Source organism: Pseudomonas sp. efr-133-TYG-5 (assembly GCF_030209175.1).
Lineage (GTDB): Bacteria > Pseudomonadota > Gammaproteobacteria > Pseudomonadales > Pseudomonadaceae > Aquipseudomonas.
In genome coordinates this window covers 282984-301453 of record NZ_JARVSM010000010.1, presented here as the reverse complement: position 1 = coordinate 301453, position 18470 = coordinate 282984, and the positions used below count along the sequence as shown (strand labels likewise).

Sequence of the window (18470 nt, the reverse complement as noted above, 5' to 3'; positions counted from 1 at the left end):
CTCGCCAGAACCACCTAACGCAAGAGCTCGATACGCAGGCCGGCACCTTCGACACTGCCGGTTTCCATCCGTGCCGCACGCACGCCCTGGCCGATCAGCGCCTGGCGCCAGGCCTCGGCCCTGGCTCCGGAAACCGTCACGCGCAGAGTGGTGTCGAGGTTGAGGCCACGGGACAGCAGGCGCAGCCAGGTGTCATCCGGATCGCCGGTCAGCTTGGGGAAATCCAGTTCGCCGGTGCTCTTGAGTTGCCGCAGCAGCGTCGCCGAGGTCGGCAGCAAGTCACCCAGCGCTGCGCCGGCTTCGAACTGCTCGACATGCAGATAGGCTTTGCGATTGCCGCGAGTGATGCTGTAGAGCGCCACCAGGGTGTTGTCCCGTGGGGCCGCCAGCCGCAGCAGCAGATACGCCTGTTGCTCGTCGGCACCGTACAGCTTGGCATTGCCGAACACTTCGTTGGCCCACAGGCTGCTTTCGCCGCAGTCCCTCGCCTGGCACCAGAACAGCAGTTCGGCGTCCTGTTTCTGCAGGGCCTCGCGGGCCACCGTGAAGGCTTCGTTGGCGGAATGTTCCGGCGGCAGCTCGTAGGTCACCGAGGTGGTTTGCCCACGGGCGCTGACCTGACCGTCGAAGCGCAACTGGCCGCTGATCTTGCGGATCGAGCCCAGCGGATAGATCCGCTCCATCTCCACCGGCGGGCGATAATCGACGATCTGCGCATCGGCCACGCGCGGCACGATCGGCAGATCCTGACTGCCCGGCACATCGGCGGCGAACAACACGGGACTGAAGCAGCACAGCACCAGCAGACTGAGTGACCGCATGGGCAGGCTCATCGGACCGGTAAGGCCTGGACGCCATCAAGGCTTTTCGGGGGCGCAGCGGTATAGAAATCCATCGTGGTTGTCTCCCATTTCAACCCGCCCAGCCTCGACAGTTGCCCGGTGCAAGTCAAGGAATGGCGAAGAAGCGATTGAAACAGTCTGCGACAAGCGCGGCACCAGCTTCGTCGTTCAGGTGCAAATGGTGCCCGCCCGGCAGCTGTTCCCGGCTAAAGGGTAGACGCTCCAGCAACTCGGGATGCTTGGCCAGCATGCCGTCTGCAGCGATCACCAGTTGCGCCGGACAGCTGATGCGCTGCACGAACGCCAGCGCCTGCTCCTGGGTCAGACGCAGCGGTGACGGCAGGGTCAGGCGATTGTCGGTGCGCCAGGTGTACCCCCCCGGCACCGGCATCAGCCCGCGTTGTGCCAGCAGTTCGGCGGCTTCGCGACTGACCGCCACCAGCCCTTTCATCCGCGCTTCGATGGCACGGTCGAGGGTGTGGTAGACCGGTTTGCGCTTGTCCCGCAGATCCAGTTGCGCCTGCAGGGCCATGCCCATGCGTTCGGCGGCATTTTCGCCTTTGTCCGTAGGCGGAATCACGCCGTCGATCAACGCCAGGTGGGTGATCCGCTCCGGCAGCGAACCGGCCAGCACCAGCGAGACAATCGCGCCCATCGAATGCCCAAGCAGGCCGAAGCGCTGCCAGCCCAGTTGTTCGGCGACTTGCAGCACATCGTGGGCGTAATCCCACAGCGCATACCCGGCACCGTTCGGACGATGCCCGGAATGGCCATGGCCGGCCATGTCCAGGGCGACGATGCGCAGGCCTCTGAGCCGTGGCGCCAGGCGCGCAAAGCTGTTGGCGTTATCGAGCCAGCCATGCAGGGCGATCACCGGCAGCCCGTCTTCCGGGCCGAACAAGTGCGCCGCCAGCTCGATGTGCGGCAGGCTCAGGCGCACTTCTTCGACGGTCTGGCTCATGCGCAATGCCTGGCTTGCCGGGCGTCCCAGCGCGTGAACAGGTCTTTGAGCAGTTGCGCAGTGTCCTGCGGACGCTCGAGGGGAAACATGTGGCCGCCGGGCATGGTCAGCGATTCGCCCTGCGGCAGGCGCCCGACGAAACTGGTGTGATGGCGCATCACCACGCGGCTTTTGTGCCCGCGCACCACCGCCAGCGGCACCTGCAATTGCCGGGTGCGCCCGGGGCTGGTGTGCGGCACGCCGCGGTAGATGCTGATTTCGGTGGCAGGATCGAAGCGCAGGCGCAGTTTGTCGCCAACCTTGTGCAAACCGTGTTGCAGGTAGGCGTCGAAGCATTCAGGGTCGAAGCCACGGAACAGGGTCTTGCCGGCAAAGTAACGGCGGGCGCTGTCCAGGTCGGCAAACTCTTCACGCCGCCCGAGCGTGCGCCCGGCCGGGGTCAGTCGATCGATGAAACCAAAGCGCTTGGCGGCACGGATCACCCATTGATCGGTCCGGGTCAGCACGGGCGAGTCGAGCATCACCACGCCGCGATACAACTCCGGGCAGCGCAGTGCCGCGTGCAAATGCAGCACCCCGCCAAAGGAATGACCGACGCCCCACACCGGCGCGTCCTGTTGCTGCAGATGATGGATCAGTTCGTCGACCAGGTTGTACCAGTTGTCGTCCGCTGGAAACCGCGGATCATGGGCATGCTGCTGCAAATGCGCGACCCGGTATTCGGGCGCCAGCGCCGAAAACAGCTTGCCGTAGGTCCCTGAGGGAAAACCGTTGGCGTGGGCGAAAAAGATCGGTTGCGACATACCGGCAAATCCATGAGCGGAAAACAGAGCGTTGATTGTCCGCAAGCGCGCGTCCGTGAGCAATGACCGTAACTGCCAGGAATGATGACAGTCAGGCCAAGGACAGGCTGATTCAGGGACTTTGCTGTTCCCTGAACGAAGATGCTCAGCGCGCCGGCGGCTGCTCACCCAGCGGCACCACCGCCATGGTCAGCCGCGACACGCAACTGGCCTTGCCTTCGTCGCTGGTCAGGCGTATGTCCCAGACGTGCGTGGTGCGCCCGATGTGAATCGCTCTGGCCACTGCCGTGACCCGTCCGCTGCGCAATCCGCGCAGGTGGTTGGCATTGATTTCCAGGCCCACGCAATAGAATTTGCTGGCATCGATGCACAGGTAACTGGCCATCGAGCCGACCGTCTCCGCCAGCACCACCGAAGCGCCGCCATGCAGCAGGCCGTAGGGCTGGTGGGTGCGATGGTCGATCACCATGCTGGCGGTCAGCGACTCCTGGTCGAAAGACTCGAAGCGGATATCCAGCACTTCACCGATGGTGTTTTTCTGGCTTGCATTCAACTGCTCGATGTCGGGAGTGGTACGCCACAAGCTCATCGCAGGCTTCCTTTGTTGTTTGGGTGGTCGCTCAATCCTGCCACAGCACCGCCTCGCTGCGCTCGCTCCATTCGGCGAACCGCGCGCCGTAGGTGTCTTCAATGATGTTGCGCTTGATTTTCAGGGTCGGCGTGAGGAAGCCGTTTTCCACCGCCCAGCTGTCCCTGACCACCACCAGCCGGTGCAGCCGCTCGTGTTTGTCGAGCGCAGCGTTGACCTCCTGCAACAGCTTTTCCAGGCTCGCGTGCAGGCTCGCGCGGGTTTCGTCGCGCCCGGCCAGCGACAGCACGCACAACCCCAGCGGCGCGCTCAGGCCATCGCCGACCACACACACCTGCTCGATCCGCGAATGCACCGCCAGGCGATTTTCGATCGGTGCCGGCGCGACGTACTTGCCCTTGCTGGTCTTGAAGATCTCTTTCAGGCGACCGGTCAGACGCAAACGCCCTTCGGCGTCCTGCTCGCCCTTGTCGCCGGTGCGCAGAAAGCCGTCCGCGGTGAGGGTCTCGGCGGTTTTCTGCGGTTCCTTGTAATAACCGAGCATGTTCGCCTGACTGCGTACCTGCACTTCGCCGGACGCGTCGATGCGCACCTCGACTTGCGGGCACGGCTTGCCGATCCAGCCCTGGCGGTACTGGCCCGGCAGGCAGATGTGCGAATAACCGCAGCTCTCGGTCATGCCGTAGACCTCCAGCACCTCCAGCCCGAGCTTCTGATACCAGCTCAGCAACGCCTGCGGCACCGGCGCGGCCCCGGAGAGCGCCACGCGCAAGGCGTCGAGGCCCAGCCCGGCGAGGACCTTGTGCCCGACCCGTTTGCCGATCAGGGGCAGGCCAAGCAGGAAGTCCAGGCGCTTGGCGGGGATCTTGGCGTACACGCCCATCTGGAACTTGGTCCAGATCCGCGGCACACCGAACATCGCCGTCGGCCGCGCCCGTTGCAGGTCGGTGAGGAAGGTCTCCAGGCTCTCGGCAAAGAACACCGTCTGCCCGGTGTAGATCGACGCCAGTTCGACGAACATCCGCTCGGCGACATGGCACAACGGCAGGTAGGACAGCAGCCGGTCCTTCTCGTTGAGGCCGAATAACCGGGTGCCGTGGGTGGTGGCGAATCCGAGGTTGGCGAAACTGTGCATCACCCCCTTGGGCAGACCCGTGGTGCCCGACGTATAAATGATGGTCGCCAGTTGCTCGGCAGCGGGCCGCGGATCGTCCTGGATCGGCGAACTGCGTTGCAGCTCGTCCCAGCTGAAATCGAAGGTGCCCGGTGGGTGCAGCGGCAGGCTGACGGTCGGCAGATCCGCCGGCATGCCGAGCGACATCGCCGGCCAGTCATCGAGCTTGCCGATGAACGCCAGCACGCTGTCCGAGTGCCCCAGCACCTGGGCCACGGAATCGGCGGTGAGGTTCGGATACAGCGGCACCGAGACATGCCCGGCCATCCAGATCGCCAGATCGGCGATGATCCAGTGCGCGCAGTTTTTCGAGATCAGGGCGATGTGGCTGCCCGCCGGCAACTCCCGCGCGCGCAGCCAGTGCGCGGCACAGCGGGCCTGATGACCGACGTCGGCCCAGGTCAGGGTCTCGACCTGCCCACCGCCAATCGGCTGCACCAGGAAGCGCTGGCGCGGGTGGCGGGCCTCGCGTTCGTAGAACATCTCCAGCGGCAGACGGATGGCGGCAGACATGCGACTCGCTCCTGTTTTCGGGTCTGGAGCAAGCGTAGTCAACCAAGCAAGTGCTTGGTTGTTTTTTTTACCGGTTGAAACAGTTCACAGGATCGCCGCCTGCCGCCGGCGGCGATCGTTTGCGTTCAGGGATGCTTGAGGCTATTGAGGGTCATCGAGCCGATCAGCAGCTCCGGGCTTTCCAGCTCGGCCAGACCGGCGGTGCCGACCTTCTCCGGCGGATACCCGGCGCCGTGCTGCAGGTAGCTCAGCAGATTGCCGACCAGCGGGTTGTGGCTGACCAGCAGCACGTTGCTCACCGCCACCAGTTGCTCGGCGACCTTGTCCGGGTCGGTGCCCGGGGTCAGCCATTCCACCGTACGGATTTCCGGCTCGAAGCCCAGCGCTTCGCGCACCAGTTGCGCGGTCTGCTGCGCCCGCAGGTAAGGACTGGCATAGATCGCGGTCAATGGCTGGCCGATCAGGTGCGCTGCTCAGGACTTCCTGGCGCCCGCGGTCGGTCAGGGTCCGCTCGGAATCGGGGCGCGAACCATAGGGTTCGGCCTCGCCGTGACGCAATACCCAGAGTTTCATAGCTTGGGCTCCTCATCTCGGGCCGGATGCGCGGCCGCTGGCACGGCATGCGGCGCTTCGCCTTCCGGGGTCCGTGGGGTCGGCCAGTCAGCGAATGGCCAGGGTTTCTGGTCGCTGTGAAAACTGCCGAAGCGGCCGATCTGCGCCAGGAACTGGCTCAGGCTGTCGCCGAAGTTCATCAGGCTGGCACTGGGTGCGCCGTAGATCAAACGATAGATCAATTGCACCAGCACCACCGCGCCGAGGATGAACTGCGCGACCTGCCAGACCAGCAGGTAGACGATCATCCACAGCACGCGCAGCAGGATCGACTCATATCGGGCTTCGGTTTTTGGATCGTTCATGGTTCGCTCCTTGCTGCTCAGTTGAAACCGCTGGTGGAAATAAAGTCGACGTCGGTCTTCGGCTCGGCCCGCATCAACAACCCGATCACCTGCTCCAGCGTGCGCCCTTCGAAGAGGATCGCGTGCAGCCCGGCGACCAGCGGCATGTACACGCCGACCTCCTGGGACTTGGCCTTGAGCACCTTGAGGGTGTTGACCCCTTCGGCCACTTCACCCAGGCGCGACACCGCCTCGTCGAGGCTCAGGCCCTGGCCGAGTGCGAAACCGACCTGGTAGTTGCGGCTTTTCGGCGACGAGCAAGTGACGATCAGATCGCCCACCCCGGCCAGGCCGAGGAAGGTCATCGGGTTGGCGCCCTGGTTCACCGCGAAACGGGTCATCTCGGCCAGCGCGCGGGTGATCAGCATGCTCTTGGTGTTCTCACCCATCTCCAGTGCCACGGCCATGCCGGCGATGATCGCGTAAACGTTTTTCAACGCCCCGCCCAGCTCCACGCCAAAGCGGTCGGCACTGGCGTAGACGCGGAAAGTGCGGCCATGCAGCGCAGCCTGAACCGCTTTGCAGAGTTCTTCGTCTTCGCTGGCGACCACCGTGGCGGTCAGCGCGTGCTCGGCGATTTCCCGCGCCAGGTTCGGCCCGGAGAGCACGCCGATGCGCGCCTGCGGAGCGATCTCTTCGAGGATCTGGCTCATCAGTTTGAAGGTCTGGGCTTCGATGCCCTTGGTCAGGCTGACCAGCATTTTGCCGCTCAGGCGCTCGGCGTGGCTGGCCAGTACCGTGCGCAAGGCGCTGGACGGCAGCGCGACAAAACACAAGTCGCAGGCGTCGAGGGTGGCCTGCAGGTCGGTGACCGCAGTCACGCCTGGCAGAATCTTGATGCCCTTGAGGTAACGCGGGTTTTCGCGGTTGACCCGGATGGCCTCGGCCTGCTCGGGGTCACGCATCCACTGCCGGACTTGATGGCCGTTCCCGGCCAACAGATTGGCCACGGCGGTACCGAAACTTCCGCCTCCCAGGACCGCAATCGGGCGCTGTTCAGTCATATGTAATCCGTTAATCCATACCAGTGGCGATGGCGGCATTATACGGAGCGGTCCCTTCTCGGACAGCCCCGCGATCAATTACCGCCACTTGTAGGAAGAAGACCAATAAAACCGAGGAAAATGCCTGCAACGTGACTGGAAAAGTCATTGCGGTCGGTTAACATGCGCGCCAATTCTCCGCTATCAAGGCTGTGTCGTGTTTTCTGGCCCTCGCTCCCCTCGTTCCCCCCTGCTGCTGGCGCTGCTGTTCAGCCCGGCATTGCTGGCGGACGACCTGTTTCTCGACAGCGAGGCCCTGCCGCAAGTGCTGACGGCCACGCGCCTGAAGCAGGCGCCGGCGGAAGTGCCGGGAAGCATGACCGTCCTTGACAGCGAACTGATCAACGCCAGCGGCGCCCGCGACATCAGTGAACTGCTGCGCCTGGTGCCGGGCATGATGGTCGGCAACATCAGCGGCAATCAGGCGGCGGTCAACTACCACGGCACCAACGCCAGCGAAGCACGGCGCATGCAGGTGCTGATCGATGGTCGCTCGGTGTATCGCGCAGGCCTGGCCACGGTGGACTGGAGCGATATTCCGGTGGCCATGGAGGACATCGAGCGCGTCGAGGTATTTCGCGGGCCGAACACTGTCAGCTACGGCGCCAACGCGTTGATGGCGGTGGTCAACATCATCACCCGCAACCCGGCGGATAGCCACGGCACGCGCCTGAAAGTCACCCGCGGTCAGCGCGGCATCAATGACTTCTATGCCAGCCAGGGCACCGGCTGGAATGGCGGCGATCTGCGGTTGTCGCTGTCCGGCCAGGAGGACGACGGTTTCGACAGCGACCGCAACGGCGCCGACTACCGCGACAGTCGGCGCTTGAATCGCTTCAGCCTCGCGGTCAGCCAGACCCTCGGCGACAACCAGAGCGTCGACTGGCAGATCAACGCCAAGGACGGCAGCAATCAGCGGCCCTACACCTACCGCCCGGTGTTCTCCGGGATTACCGCCGCCGGAAACAATTCCGACGTGGTGGCCAAGGATTACGCCGGCTCGGTGCGCTGGAACCTCGACGTCAACCCCGATCACAGCCTGTATGTCCAGGGCTCGGCCCAGCACTGGGACCGCCAGCAGGTGTGGCGGGCGTGCGATGCCGAAGTGTCGTTCAGCCCGCAGCTGACCCAGCTGTGGCAGCTCAATCCGAATTACACCGAACGGCTGGCGCGCAACATCACGCGTTTTCTCGGCCCCGGCCCTGAAGCCGGCACCCCACAGGAAATGGCCCTGGCCAATCAGGTGCTGGAGCAGTGGCGCAACGGCGCCAGCCAGACCCTGTGCGGCGACATCGACCAGAGCGCCCGCGAATCGCGCTACGACCTCGAGTTGCAGGACACCCTCAGCCTGTCCGACAGCCTGCGCCTGGTCAGCGGCCTGAACTATCGTTACGACCGGGCCGATTCCGAGACCTATTTCAACGGCACGCTGGATGACACCACCTGGCGCGCCTTCGGCCAGCTGGAGTGGCGCGCCGGTGACCACTGGCTGTTGCAGGGCGGGGCGATGTACGAGGACACCCGGCTGATCGGCAGCTCGCTGACGCCGCGCTTCGCCGTCAACTACCTGATCAATCCGCGTCACGGCTTGCGCGCGGTGTATTCGGAGGCGATTCGTTCGCCGGACATGTTCGAGAACAACGTCAACTGGAGTTATCAGGTGACCAACCTGCGGCCCGCTGCCTACGGCCAGAATTCCGCCCGCTATTTCGTCAAGACACGCGGTCCCGGCGATCTCGACCAGGAGCACATGCGCTCGCGGGAGCTGGGCTACAACGGCTATTTCGCCGAGCTGGGCGTGGCGCTGGATGTGAAGCTGTTCTACGACGAAATCAGCGGCATGATCAGCGAGCCGCTGCGCAACAATCAGTACATCGCCAGCAACGCCAACAGCTCACGCTTTCGTGGCAGCGAAGCCCAGGTCGACTGGCGCCTGAACGCCGCCGACCGCCTGCGCCTGACCTACGCCTTCGTCGACGCCGAGGCGAGCAATCCGCTCGACCAGCAATTCACCGCGCGCAACAGCGGCTCGGCCGGCTGGCTGCGCGACTGGGGCCACGGCTGGAACAGCGCCCTCTTCTATTATGGCGACAACGCGCTCAACGGTTACCGCTTCGAGCGGGTCGACACCCGCATCGCCAGACGCATGCCCCTGGGCAAGGCCAGCCTGCAACTGGCCGGCGTGCTGCAACAGCGCCTCGACCATGAGCCGACCACGTTCGTCGACAACAATTACGACGAACGCCGGGTGCTGTACTTCAGCGCCGAGCTGGAGTTCTAGCATGCGCCACGGCCTGTCACGGAAGACGCCAACGCTCGGCCAGTGGCTGTGCGGCCTGTGCCTGTTCCTGACCGCCTGGTTGCACGGCGTGGCGGTGCAGGCTGCCGACATCCTGTTGACCGGTGCCGAGGAAAGCCCCGGCGTGCAGTCTTTCGTCCAGGCCCTGAGCGAATTGCGCCCGACCGATCGGGTGCGCTTCCAGCCGCTCGCCAGCCTGCCGGCACCGGGCAAACTGCCGGCGAGCCTGCGTCTGATTCTGTTGGACCTGCCGAGCCTCGACTGGCGTTTGCAGGAATCCCAGGGCCCCGCCACCCTGGTGCTGCGCATCAGTCGCCTGCAGGCGCAGCAACGCTTCGGCACGGCGCAGCCGACGCATTTGAGCCTGTTGTGGAGCGATCCGCCGTTGAGCCGGCAGCTGCAACTGATCCGGCGGATTCTGCCGCAGGCGCGCCGGGTCGGCGTGCTGTTCGACCAGCACAGCGAATTCCTGCTCAAGGAGCTGCATCACGCAGCGGGCCCGCTGAACATGGAAATCGTCGATCAGCGCTGGGACAACACTCACGACAGCCGTCCGCTGCAAGCCGTGCTGAAAAGCAGCGACGTGCTGCTCGGTCTCGACGACCCCGATCTGTACAACCCGAAAACCGCGAAGAATCTGCTGCTCAGCAGCTACGCGCGGCAACTGGCGCTGGTCGGGCCGAACGTCGCCTTCGTACGCGCCGGCTGCCTGGCCAGCACCTACAGCGACCAGAGCGACTGGCTGGCCATTCTCGACGACCTGCTCGACCGCCCGCCGGCAGCCTGGCCGCGTTCGCTCTATCCCGGACGTTTTAAAGTCTCAAGCAATGCGCAGGTGGCTCGTTCCTTAGGTATCGAACCGATCAATGAAGCGTCAGTTGCCACCGAATTGGCCGAAGGAGAGCGCCGCCGATGATTTTTCGCCGCCGTTGGGACATCAATACCCGCACTCAGTTGATCAGCCTGGGCCCGGCACTGTTGCTGACCTTGCTGCTGATCAGCTTCTTCACCTTCGTGCGCATCCAGGATTTGCGCCAGGAGCTGAACAACACCGGTCAACTGATCGCCAACCAGCTGGCACCCGCCACCGAATACGGAGTGATTTCCGGCAACAACGAAGTGCTGGAGAGCCTGCTCAAGGCGACGCTGTCGACGCCCAACGTGCGGTTTCTCGAAGTGCAGGACAGCGCCAACCGGATCCTCGCCTACATCGAACAACCGGCCGATGCGCACAAGCGTCCGCATCAGGTCGAAGTGTTCCAGGCGCCAGTACGCCTGCAGCGCATCGCCCTGCACAATGATTTCTTCCAGGACGGCAAGAGTCCCAACGGCGCGGCCAGCGAGGATTATCTGGGGCGAGTGATCGTCGGTCTGTCCAACGATGCGTTCAGTCAGCGGCAGAAGGAGATCCTGCTCAAGGCCGCGATTCTCGCGCTGTTCGCCCTGCTCTTCACGTTTGTCCTGGCGCGGCGCCTGGCCGGCAGCCTGTCGCAGCCGATCCGCGATATCGGCCTGGCAGTCAAGGCGATCCAGGACGGCGACTACAAGACGCCCCTGCCGATCGTCGATGACACCGAACTCGGCGCCCTGTCGCAACACATCAACAACCTGGCCCAGGCCCTGGAGCAGGCCAGCCGCGAACAGCACCAGGCGATGGCGCAACTGATCCAGACCCGCGAAGAGGCGGAAAAGGCCAACAACGCCAAGTCGGACTTCCTGGCGATGATGAGCCACGAATTGCGCACCCCGATGAACGGCGTCCTCGGCATGCTGCAGTTGCTCGAAACCACGGAGATGACCGAGGAGCAGATCGAGTACGCCGCGCTGGCCTCGGAATCCACCGAACACCTGCTCAAGGTGATCAACGACATCCTCGATTTCTCGCGCATCGAGCGTTCGGAACTGGAGCTGGAGCACATTGCCTTCAACCTCGCCGACCTGATCGGCGCCTGCGCCCAGTCGTTCCAGCACAGCGCGGTACAGCGTGGGCTGACGCTGGCGTTGCGCATTCCCGAAGACATGCGCGGCTTGCAGGTGCAAGGCGATCCGACGCGCATTCGGCAGATCCTGGTCAACCTGGTCGGCAACGCCCTGAAGTTCACCGAACAGGGCCGCGTCAGCATCGAGGCGCAGTGGCAGGCGCTGGATCACGAACTGCTGTGGTTCACCTGTTCGGTACGCGACAGCGGCATCGGCATTTCCGCGCAAAGCCTGGAGCTGATGTTCAACGCCTTCCAGCAGGCCGACAGCTCGATCTCCCGGCGCTATGGCGGCACCGGCCTGGGTCTGCCGATTGCCCGCACCCTCGCCGAGCGCATGGGCGGCACGCTGCGCGCGCAAAGCGAGGAAGGACGCGGCTCGGTGTTCACCCTGGAAATCCCGCTGGCCTTATATAAGCAGGCACTGCCGACGCCGGCCGCGCCACGCGCCGCCAGCGGCAATGGTCACGGCGAGGGGCGCAATGTCCTGCTGGTCGAGGACAACCCGGTCAATCAGACCGTGATCGAGTCGATGCTGCGCAGCCTGGGCTTTACCGTCAGCGTCGCCACCGATGGCGCCCAGGCCGTGCGCCATGCCGGCGAGCAGCAGTTCGAGGCGATTCTGATGGATTGTCGCCTGCCGATCATCGACGGCTACGAGGCAACCCGACAGATCCGTCGACTGCCCGGGCGCGACGACGTGCCGATCATTGCCCTGACCGCCAACGCCTTGCAGGGCGACCGCGAGAACTGCCTGTCGGCCGGGATGAACGACTATCTGGCCAAGCCGTTCAAACGCAATGACTTGCAGCAGATTCTGCAGCGCTGGGTGCAGTAGTGACGGCTTTTCGACCATCTGCGACTGGCGTGAAAAGCGAAAGTGCGGCAGTCTTAGGCACCCGAACGAGCCTCAAAAGGGGCTTGAATAAAAATTTCAGTGCACAAGTGTACATTCATGTCCTTGGTGCTGTGACTTTCACCACAACGCAATAGTCTATGAGTAGGCTGCCGGTTCGAGGCATGAACGCTTCGGACGGTCGGGAAGATTTGCCCCACCTGCCGCATGGGATTATTGAGGAGCTCGCATGACCAAACAAAACGCCTTTACTCGGGAAGACCTGCTGCGCTGCAGTCGCGGTGAGCTGTTCGGCCCAGGTAACGCGCAACTGCCCGCCCCGAACATGCTGATGGTGGATCGCATCACCCTGATCAGCGAAGAAGGCGGCAAGTACGGCAAAGGTGAATTGGTCGCCGAGCTGGATATCAATCCTGACCTGTGGTTCTTCGCCTGCCACTTCGAAGGCGATCCGGTCATGCCGGGCTGCCTGGGTCTGGACGCCATGTGGCAACTGGTCGGCTTCTTCCTGGGCTGGCAAGGCCTGCCGGGCCGCGGCCGCGCGCTGGGTTCGGGCGAAGTGAAGTTCTTCGGCCAGGTCCTGCCGACCGCCAAGAAAGTCACCTACAACATTCATATCAAGCGCGTCCTCAAGGGCAAGCTGAACCTGGCCATTGCCGATGGTTCGGTGACTGTCGACGGTCGCGAAATCTACACCGCCGAAGGCCTCCGGGTCGGCGTGTTCACCTCCACTGACAACTTCTAAGGGTTATCCGCATGCGCCGCGTCGTTATCACTGGTCTGGGCATTGTTTCGTGCCTGGGCAATGACAAAGAGACCGTCTCCGCTAACCTGCGTGCAAGCCGCCCTGGCATCCGGTTCAACCCGGAATATGCCGAAATGGGTCTGCGTAGCCAGGTTTCCGGCTCCATCGACCTCAACCTTGAAGAACTGATCGATCGCAAGATCTATCGTTTCGTCGGCCACGCTGCGGCTTACGCCTACCTGGCCATGAAAGACGCCATCGCTGACTCCGGCCTGACCGAAGAGCAAGTCTCCAACCCGCGTACCGGCCTGATCGCCGGCTCGGGCGGCGCGTCGACCCTGAACCAGATGGAAGCGCTGGACATCCTGCGCGAGAAAGGCGTCAAGCGCGTCGGCCCGTACCGCGTAACGCGGACCATGAGCAGCACCGTTTCGGCTTGCCTGGCCACGCCGTTCAAGATCAAGGGCCTGAACTACTCCATCGCTTCTGCCTGCGCCACCAGTGCTCACTGCATCGGTACCGCCATGGAACAGATCCAGATGGGCAAGCAGGACATCGTCTTCGCCGGTGGCGGTGAAGAAGAGCACTGGAGCCAGTCGTTCCTGTTCGACGCCATGGGCGCCCTGTCCAGCAAGCGCAACGACACCCCGGAACAAGCCTCCCGCGCCTACGACGCCGACCGTGACGGTTTCGTCATCGCTGGCGGTGGCGGCATGGTCGTGGTCGAGGAGCTGGAACACGCCCTGGCCCGTGGCGCGAAGATCTACGCGGAAATCGTCGGCTACGGCGCGACCTCCGACGGCTACGACATGGTTGCTCCAAGTGGCGAAGGCGCGATCCGCTGCATGCAGATGGCGATGTCCACCGTCGACACCCCGATCGACTACCTGAACACCCACGGCACCTCGACACCGGTCGGCGACGTCGCGGAAATGAAAGGTGTGCGTGAAGTGTTCGGCGACAAGGCACCCGCGATCAGCTCGACCAAGAGCCTGTCCGGTCACTCCCTGGGCGCCGCCGGCGTTCACGAAGCGATCTACTGCATGCTGATGATGGAAGGCAACTTCATTGCCGGCTCCGCCAACATCGATGAGCTGGATCCGGAAGTGGCCGATCTGCCGGTACTGACCAAGACGCGCGAGAACGCCACCATCAACACCGTGATGAGCAACAGCTTCGGTTTCGGTGGCACCAACGCCACCCTCGTGCTGAAGCGTTGGGAAGGCAAGTAATCCCCTCCCGCTGAGCCGCACATGAAAACGCCCCGACTGGTTCGGGGCGTTTTTTTTCGCCAGGAAAAAGCACTTATCCCTGTGGGAGCTGGCTTGCCAGCGATGACGTCGGCATCACAAACATCCCCGCCGGCTGACACCCCGCAATCGCCGGCAAGCCAGCTCCCACAGGGGATTTCAGCGCACCTGAAAATGAAACTTCTGTCATGCAACTTACCGCCCTGCGACCGAATGTCGCGGATTACGCGGGCTGCAGCACTGTTGCAGAAAACGCAACAACACCTTGCGCAAATCGAGCGTTTACTTAGCAAGCTAACAAATCATATAACAGAGTCCTGCACACGCCTTGCTGCAGATAACCTGAGATTTGGAGCTAGCAGATGACTGTAAAAGTAACTGAACGCGACGATTCACACATGTCCCATGAAGGCGTAGCCGCCGGCGTACGGATCTGGGATGTGCATCAACAAGACTTGCTGGTCGGCATGTTCCACAACGAGATCGATGCCCACAACTACAAGGCCGAGCTGGAACTGCAGGAACAGCAACGGGACCTGAAGTCCGCCTGAGGCAACCACAGCATTGAAAACGACAAACCCCGCCATGAGCGGGGTTTGTCGTTTCAGTCGTCGTCAGGCGCAGGTATGCTCGTCTCGAACGCTTACCACATCAGATCGTCAGGGATCTGGTAGGCCGCGTACGGGTCGTCCTCGGCACTGACCTCTTCGGTCTTCACGTTCATCTGCACAATGCGCTGTGGATCGCGCTCCTGAATCTTCAGGGCTGCTTCGCGGGGAATCACTTCGTAACCGCCACCGTGATGGACGATGGCCAGCGCGCCGTTGCTGAGCTTGTTGCGCATCAGCGTGTTGACGCAGATGCGCTTGACCTTCTTGTCGTCGACGAAGTTGTAGTAATCCTCGGTGTTCAGCTTCGGCAGGCGCGTCACCTCGATCAACTGCTTGACCTGCGCGGCGCGGGCCTTGGCCTCGACCTTTTCCTGCTGCTGGCGGTTGAGCTCCTGGTCGCGCTTGACCTTCTCGGCCATGGCTTCCTGGGCGGCACGCTGCTGCGAGTCATCCAGTTCGATCTGGCCCTTGTGGGCCAGACGCTGTTGTTTCTGTTTGTCTTTGCTGACCTGCTTGGCCTGCTTTTGATTGACCAGGCCTGCTTTGAGCAACTGGTCGCGAAGGGAAAGGCTCATGGGGTGCTTACTCACTTGGGCAACGGCTCAGCCGCAGCTGGGCAAATTCTTTTCCTGGCGTTTGGCTTCGCCCCAGAGGGCGTCCAACTCTTCGAGGGTGCAATCTTCCATGGGGCGGTGGGTGTCGCGCAATGCCTGTTCGATAAAACGGAAGCGCCGCTCGAACTTGCCATTGGCGCCACGCAGCGCGGTTTCCGGATCGACCTTCAGGTGCCGGGCCAGATTGACCACGGAAAACAGCAGGTCGCCGATTTCGTCGGCCACGGCCTCGGGGTCATTTTCGGACATGGCTTCGAGCACTTCATCAAGCTCTTCGCGAACCTTGTCGAGCACCGGCAAGGCATCCGGCCAGTCGAAACCGACCTGGCCCGCGCGTTTCTGCAACTTGGCCGAACGCGACAGTGCCGGCAACGCGGCGGGCACATCATCGAGCAATGACAGTTGCTCGGGCGCGGCGGATTTCTCGGCGCGCTCTTCGGCCTTGATCTCCTCCCAGCGCTGCTTGACCTGTTCTTCGCTCAGGCGCGGCACATCCAGCGGTGCATACAGGTCCCCGGTGGGAAATACGTGCGGATGCCGGCGAATCAGCTTGCGCGTGATGCTGTCGATTACCCCGGCGAATTCGAAGCGCCCTTCTTCCCGGGCCAGCTGGCTGTAATACACCACCTGGAACAGCAGATCGCCGAGCTCGCCCTGCAAGTGATCGAAGTCGCCGCGCTCGATGGCATCGGCCACTTCGTAGGCTTCTTCGAGGGTGTGCGGGACGATGGTCGCGTAGGTTTGCTTGATGTCCCACGGGCAACCGTACTGCGGGTCGCGCAGGCGGCTCATCAGGTGCAGCAGGTCTTCAAGTGAATACATCTGTCTGTCTCTACAAGAACCTGTGGGAGCTGACTTGCCAGCGATACAAACAACTCGGTCTCTGAAGAGAACCGAGGTGCTGCAATCGCTGGCAAGCCAGCTCCCACAGTGATCGTGACTTCATCACGGAGTGCGGTTACGCCGCGTTTCGATGATGTTCGGCAACTGCGAAATCCGCCCCAGCAAGCGTCCCAGCGCATCCAGGCCAGGAATCTCGATGGTCAGCGACATCAGCGCGGTGTTGTCCTCCTTGTTCGAGCGGGTGTTGACCGCCAGCACGTTGATCCGCTCGTTGAGCAGCACCTGCGACACGTCGCGCAGCAGACCGGAACGGTCGTAGGCACGGATGACGATGTCCACCGGGTAGGTGAGCACCGGTACCGGGCCCCAGCTGACCTGAATGATGCGCTCCGGCTCACGCCCGGCCAGTTGCAGCACCGAGGCGCAGTCCTGACGGTGAATGCTCACACCGCGACCCTGGGTGATGTAACCGACGATCGCATCGCCCGGCAACGGCTGGCAGCAGCCGGCCATTTGCGTCATCAGGTTGCCCACACCCTGGATCTGGATGTCGCCGCGCTTGCCTGGCTTGTAGCCGGTGGCCTTGCGCGGGATCAGTTCCAGCTGCTCGTTGCCGCGCTCCGGCTCGACCAGCTGCTGCGCCAGGTTGACCAGTTGCGCCAGGCGCAGGTCGCCGGCACCGAGCGCGGCGAACATGTCCTCGGCGGTTTTCATGTTGGCCTTGTCGGCCAGCTTGTCGAAATCCACCGCCGGCAGGCCGAGGCGGCTGAGCTCGCGCTCGAGCAGGGTCTTGCCGGCCGCGACGTTCTGGTCGCGGGCCTGCAACTTGAACCAGTGCACGATCTTCGCCCGTGCCCGCGAGGTGGTGACGTAACCGAGGTTCGGGTTCAGCCAGTCGCGGCTCGGCGTACCGTGCTTGCTGGTGATGATCTCGACCTGCTCGCCGGTCTGCAGGCTGTAGTTGAGCGGCACGATCCGCCCGTTGATCTTGGCGCCGCGGCAGTTGTGGCCGATTTCCGTGTGCACGCGGTAGGCGAAGTCCAGTGGCGTCGCACCCTTCGGCAGGTCGATGGCGTGACCGTCGGGGGTGAAGATGTAGACCCGGTCCGGCTCGATGTCGACCCGCAGCTGTTCGGCGAGGCCGCCGATGTCACCCAGTTCCTCATGCCACTCGAGCACCTGCCGCAGCCAGGAGATTTTCTCTTCGTAGTGGTTGGAGCCGGACTTGACGTCGGTGCCCTTGTAGCGCCAGTGCGCGCACACGCCGAGTTCGGCCTCTTCGTGCATCGAATGGGTACGGATCTGCACTTCCAGCACCTTGCCTTCCGGGCCGATCACCGCCGTGTGCAACGAGCGGTAGCCGTTCTCCTTCGGGTTGGCGATGTAGTCGTCGAACTCCTTGGGAATGTGCCGCCACAGGGTGTGGACGATACCGAGCGCGGTGTAGCAGTCGCGCATCTCGGGCACCAGTACGCGCACCGCACGCACGTCATAGATCTGGCTGAATTCCAGGCCCTTGCGCTGCATTTTGCGCCAGATCGAATAGATGTGCTTGGCCCGACCACTGATGTCGGCGTCGACGCCGGTGGCCTGCAGTTCATCCTTGAGCTGGGTCATCACGTCGGCGATGAAACGCTCGCGATCAAGCCGCCGCTCGTGCAGCAATTTGGCAATCTGTTTGTATTGATCGGGTTCCAGGTAGCGGAAGGACAGGTCTTCCAGCTCCCACTTGATATGGCCGATACCGAGGCGGTGCGCCAGCGGCGCGTAGATATCGAAGACTTCCCGGGCGACCCGGTTGCGCTTCTCGTCATCCGCGGTCTTCACCGCACGGATCGCACAGGTGCGCTCGGCCAGCTTGATCAGTGCGACGCGCACGTCGTCGACCATCGCCACCAGCATCTTGCGCAGGTTCTCTACCTGGCCCTGGGTGCCCAGCACCATCGATTGGCGCGGGCTCAGACTGGCGCTGATCGCCGCCATGCGCAGCACGCCGTCGATCAGTTTGGCGACCACCGGACCGAAGCGCTGGCTGACTGCCGCGAGCTCGATCTGGCCTTCACGCACGCCCCGGTACAGCACCGCGGCGACCAGCGAATCCTGGTCCAGCTTGAGGTCGGCAAGAATCTCCGCTATTTCCAGGCCCGTGCTGAAACTGCCGCTGCCTTCGGACCAGAGATTCTTCGCCGCATTGGATTGTTGCTCGGCCTGGCGAGCGTACTCGCAGGCTTCCTTCAAGGCCTCGCGATCCAGTGCCAGATCGACACTGACCGCATGATCGAGCCAAGCCTCGAGATTGATACTGCCGTCGGTGTTGATCGGCTGGTGTGCTCTCACCTGTACCATGTTGCTTTACCTTCCCTACGACGCAGATTCAATGCGTCAAATCGCT

General features: G+C 63.2%; 16 protein-coding genes and 1 pseudogene. 6 read left to right on the top strand and 11 right to left on the bottom strand.

The genetic code is table 11. The features are described 5' to 3' along the window. Positions 1 to 14: 14 nt before the first annotated feature. From QRN70_RS27560 to QRN70_RS27525, 8 genes and pseudogenes are all read right to left on the bottom strand, one after another. Positions 15 to 821, bottom strand: a complete 807-nt coding sequence (locus QRN70_RS27560) for a DUF4892 domain-containing protein (protein ID WP_285420987.1) — start codon at positions 819 to 821, stop codon at positions 15 to 17. A 127-nt stretch (positions 822 to 948) separates the two neighbouring features. Further along, positions 949 to 1803 (bottom strand): alpha/beta hydrolase, encoded by an 855-nt coding sequence (locus QRN70_RS27555; RefSeq protein ID WP_285420986.1) that lies wholly within the window; start codon positions 1801 to 1803, stop codon positions 949 to 951. Further along, positions 1800 to 2606, bottom strand: a complete 807-nt coding sequence (locus QRN70_RS27550; protein WP_285420985.1) for an alpha/beta fold hydrolase — start codon at positions 2604 to 2606, stop codon at positions 1800 to 1802. The genes QRN70_RS27555 and QRN70_RS27550 overlap by 4 nt, the downstream gene beginning before the upstream one ends. Positions 2607 to 2751: 145 nt before the next feature. After that, positions 2752 to 3195, bottom strand: a complete 444-nt coding sequence (locus tag QRN70_RS27545) for a hotdog fold thioesterase (protein WP_285420984.1) — start codon at positions 3193 to 3195, stop codon at positions 2752 to 2754. A 31-nt stretch (positions 3196 to 3226) separates the two neighbouring features. Further along, a complete protein-coding gene (locus QRN70_RS27540; RefSeq protein ID WP_285420983.1) occupies positions 3227 to 4882 on the bottom strand; it encodes an AMP-binding protein in 1656 nt (551 codons plus the stop codon). A gap of 125 nt (positions 4883 to 5007) precedes the next feature. After that, a pseudogene (gene sixA / locus QRN70_RS27535) lies at positions 5008 to 5455 on the bottom strand (phosphohistidine phosphatase SixA). Further along, positions 5452 to 5799, bottom strand: coding sequence for a DUF4389 domain-containing protein (locus QRN70_RS27530; protein WP_285420982.1), 348 nt, complete (start codon positions 5797 to 5799; stop codon positions 5452 to 5454). Before QRN70_RS27530 ends, sixA begins: the two are co-directional and overlap by 4 nt. A 17-nt stretch (positions 5800 to 5816) precedes the next feature. Beyond that, entirely contained in the window at positions 5817 to 6842 is a 1026-nt protein-coding gene (locus tag QRN70_RS27525; protein ID WP_285420981.1) for an NAD(P)H-dependent glycerol-3-phosphate dehydrogenase, read from the bottom strand. A gap of 196 nt (positions 6843 to 7038) precedes the next feature. Between QRN70_RS27525 and QRN70_RS27520 the strand changes: the two genes are divergently transcribed. The 6 genes from QRN70_RS27520 to QRN70_RS27495 all read left to right on the top strand — a co-directional run bounded on the left by QRN70_RS27520 (position 7039) and on the right by QRN70_RS27495 (position 14561). Next, positions 7039 to 9162: a TonB-dependent receptor plug domain-containing protein gene (locus QRN70_RS27520; protein WP_285420980.1), complete on the top strand. Its 2124-nt coding sequence runs from the start codon at positions 7039 to 7041 to the stop codon at positions 9160 to 9162. Position 9163: 1 nt separating this feature from the next. Next, positions 9164 to 10096: an ABC transporter substrate-binding protein gene (locus tag QRN70_RS27515; protein WP_285420979.1), complete on the top strand. Its 933-nt coding sequence runs from the start codon at positions 9164 to 9166 to the stop codon at positions 10094 to 10096. Further along, a complete protein-coding gene (locus tag QRN70_RS27510; RefSeq protein WP_285420978.1) occupies positions 10093 to 11997 on the top strand; it encodes a response regulator in 1905 nt (634 codons plus the stop codon). The genes QRN70_RS27515 and QRN70_RS27510 overlap by 4 nt, the downstream gene beginning before the upstream one ends. A gap of 247 nt (positions 11998 to 12244) precedes the next feature. Continuing rightward, the gene (fabA, locus tag QRN70_RS27505) at positions 12245 to 12760 is read left to right on the top strand and encodes a 3-hydroxyacyl-[acyl-carrier-protein] dehydratase FabA (protein WP_003227150.1); all 516 of its coding nucleotides are present in this window, start codon (positions 12245 to 12247) and stop codon (positions 12758 to 12760) included. Between the two features lie 11 nt (positions 12761 to 12771). Further along, positions 12772 to 13992 (top strand): beta-ketoacyl-ACP synthase I, encoded by a 1221-nt coding sequence (gene fabB / locus QRN70_RS27500; RefSeq protein WP_003227152.1) that lies wholly within the window; start codon positions 12772 to 12774, stop codon positions 13990 to 13992. Between the two features lie 380 nt (positions 13993 to 14372). After that, complete coding sequence (locus QRN70_RS27495; protein ID WP_003227153.1) at positions 14373 to 14561, top strand: hypothetical protein; 189 nt, start codon at positions 14373 to 14375, stop codon at positions 14559 to 14561. Between the two features lie 92 nt (positions 14562 to 14653). Here the strand turns inward: QRN70_RS27495 and QRN70_RS27490 are convergent, their stop codons facing one another. The 3 genes from QRN70_RS27490 to relA all read right to left on the bottom strand — a co-directional run bounded on the left by QRN70_RS27490 (position 14654) and on the right by relA (position 18424). Continuing rightward, complete coding sequence (locus tag QRN70_RS27490; RefSeq protein WP_285420977.1) at positions 14654 to 15196, bottom strand: DUF2058 domain-containing protein; 543 nt, start codon at positions 15194 to 15196, stop codon at positions 14654 to 14656. 27 nt (positions 15197 to 15223) lie between these two features. Beyond that, positions 15224 to 16057: a nucleoside triphosphate pyrophosphohydrolase gene (gene mazG / locus QRN70_RS27485; protein WP_285420976.1), complete on the bottom strand. Its 834-nt coding sequence runs from the start codon at positions 16055 to 16057 to the stop codon at positions 15224 to 15226. Positions 16058 to 16180: 123 nt separating this feature from the next. Then, the gene (gene relA, locus QRN70_RS27480) at positions 16181 to 18424 is read right to left on the bottom strand and encodes a GTP diphosphokinase (protein WP_285420975.1); all 2244 of its coding nucleotides are present in this window, start codon (positions 18422 to 18424) and stop codon (positions 16181 to 16183) included. Positions 18425 to 18470 lie beyond the last annotated feature (46 nt).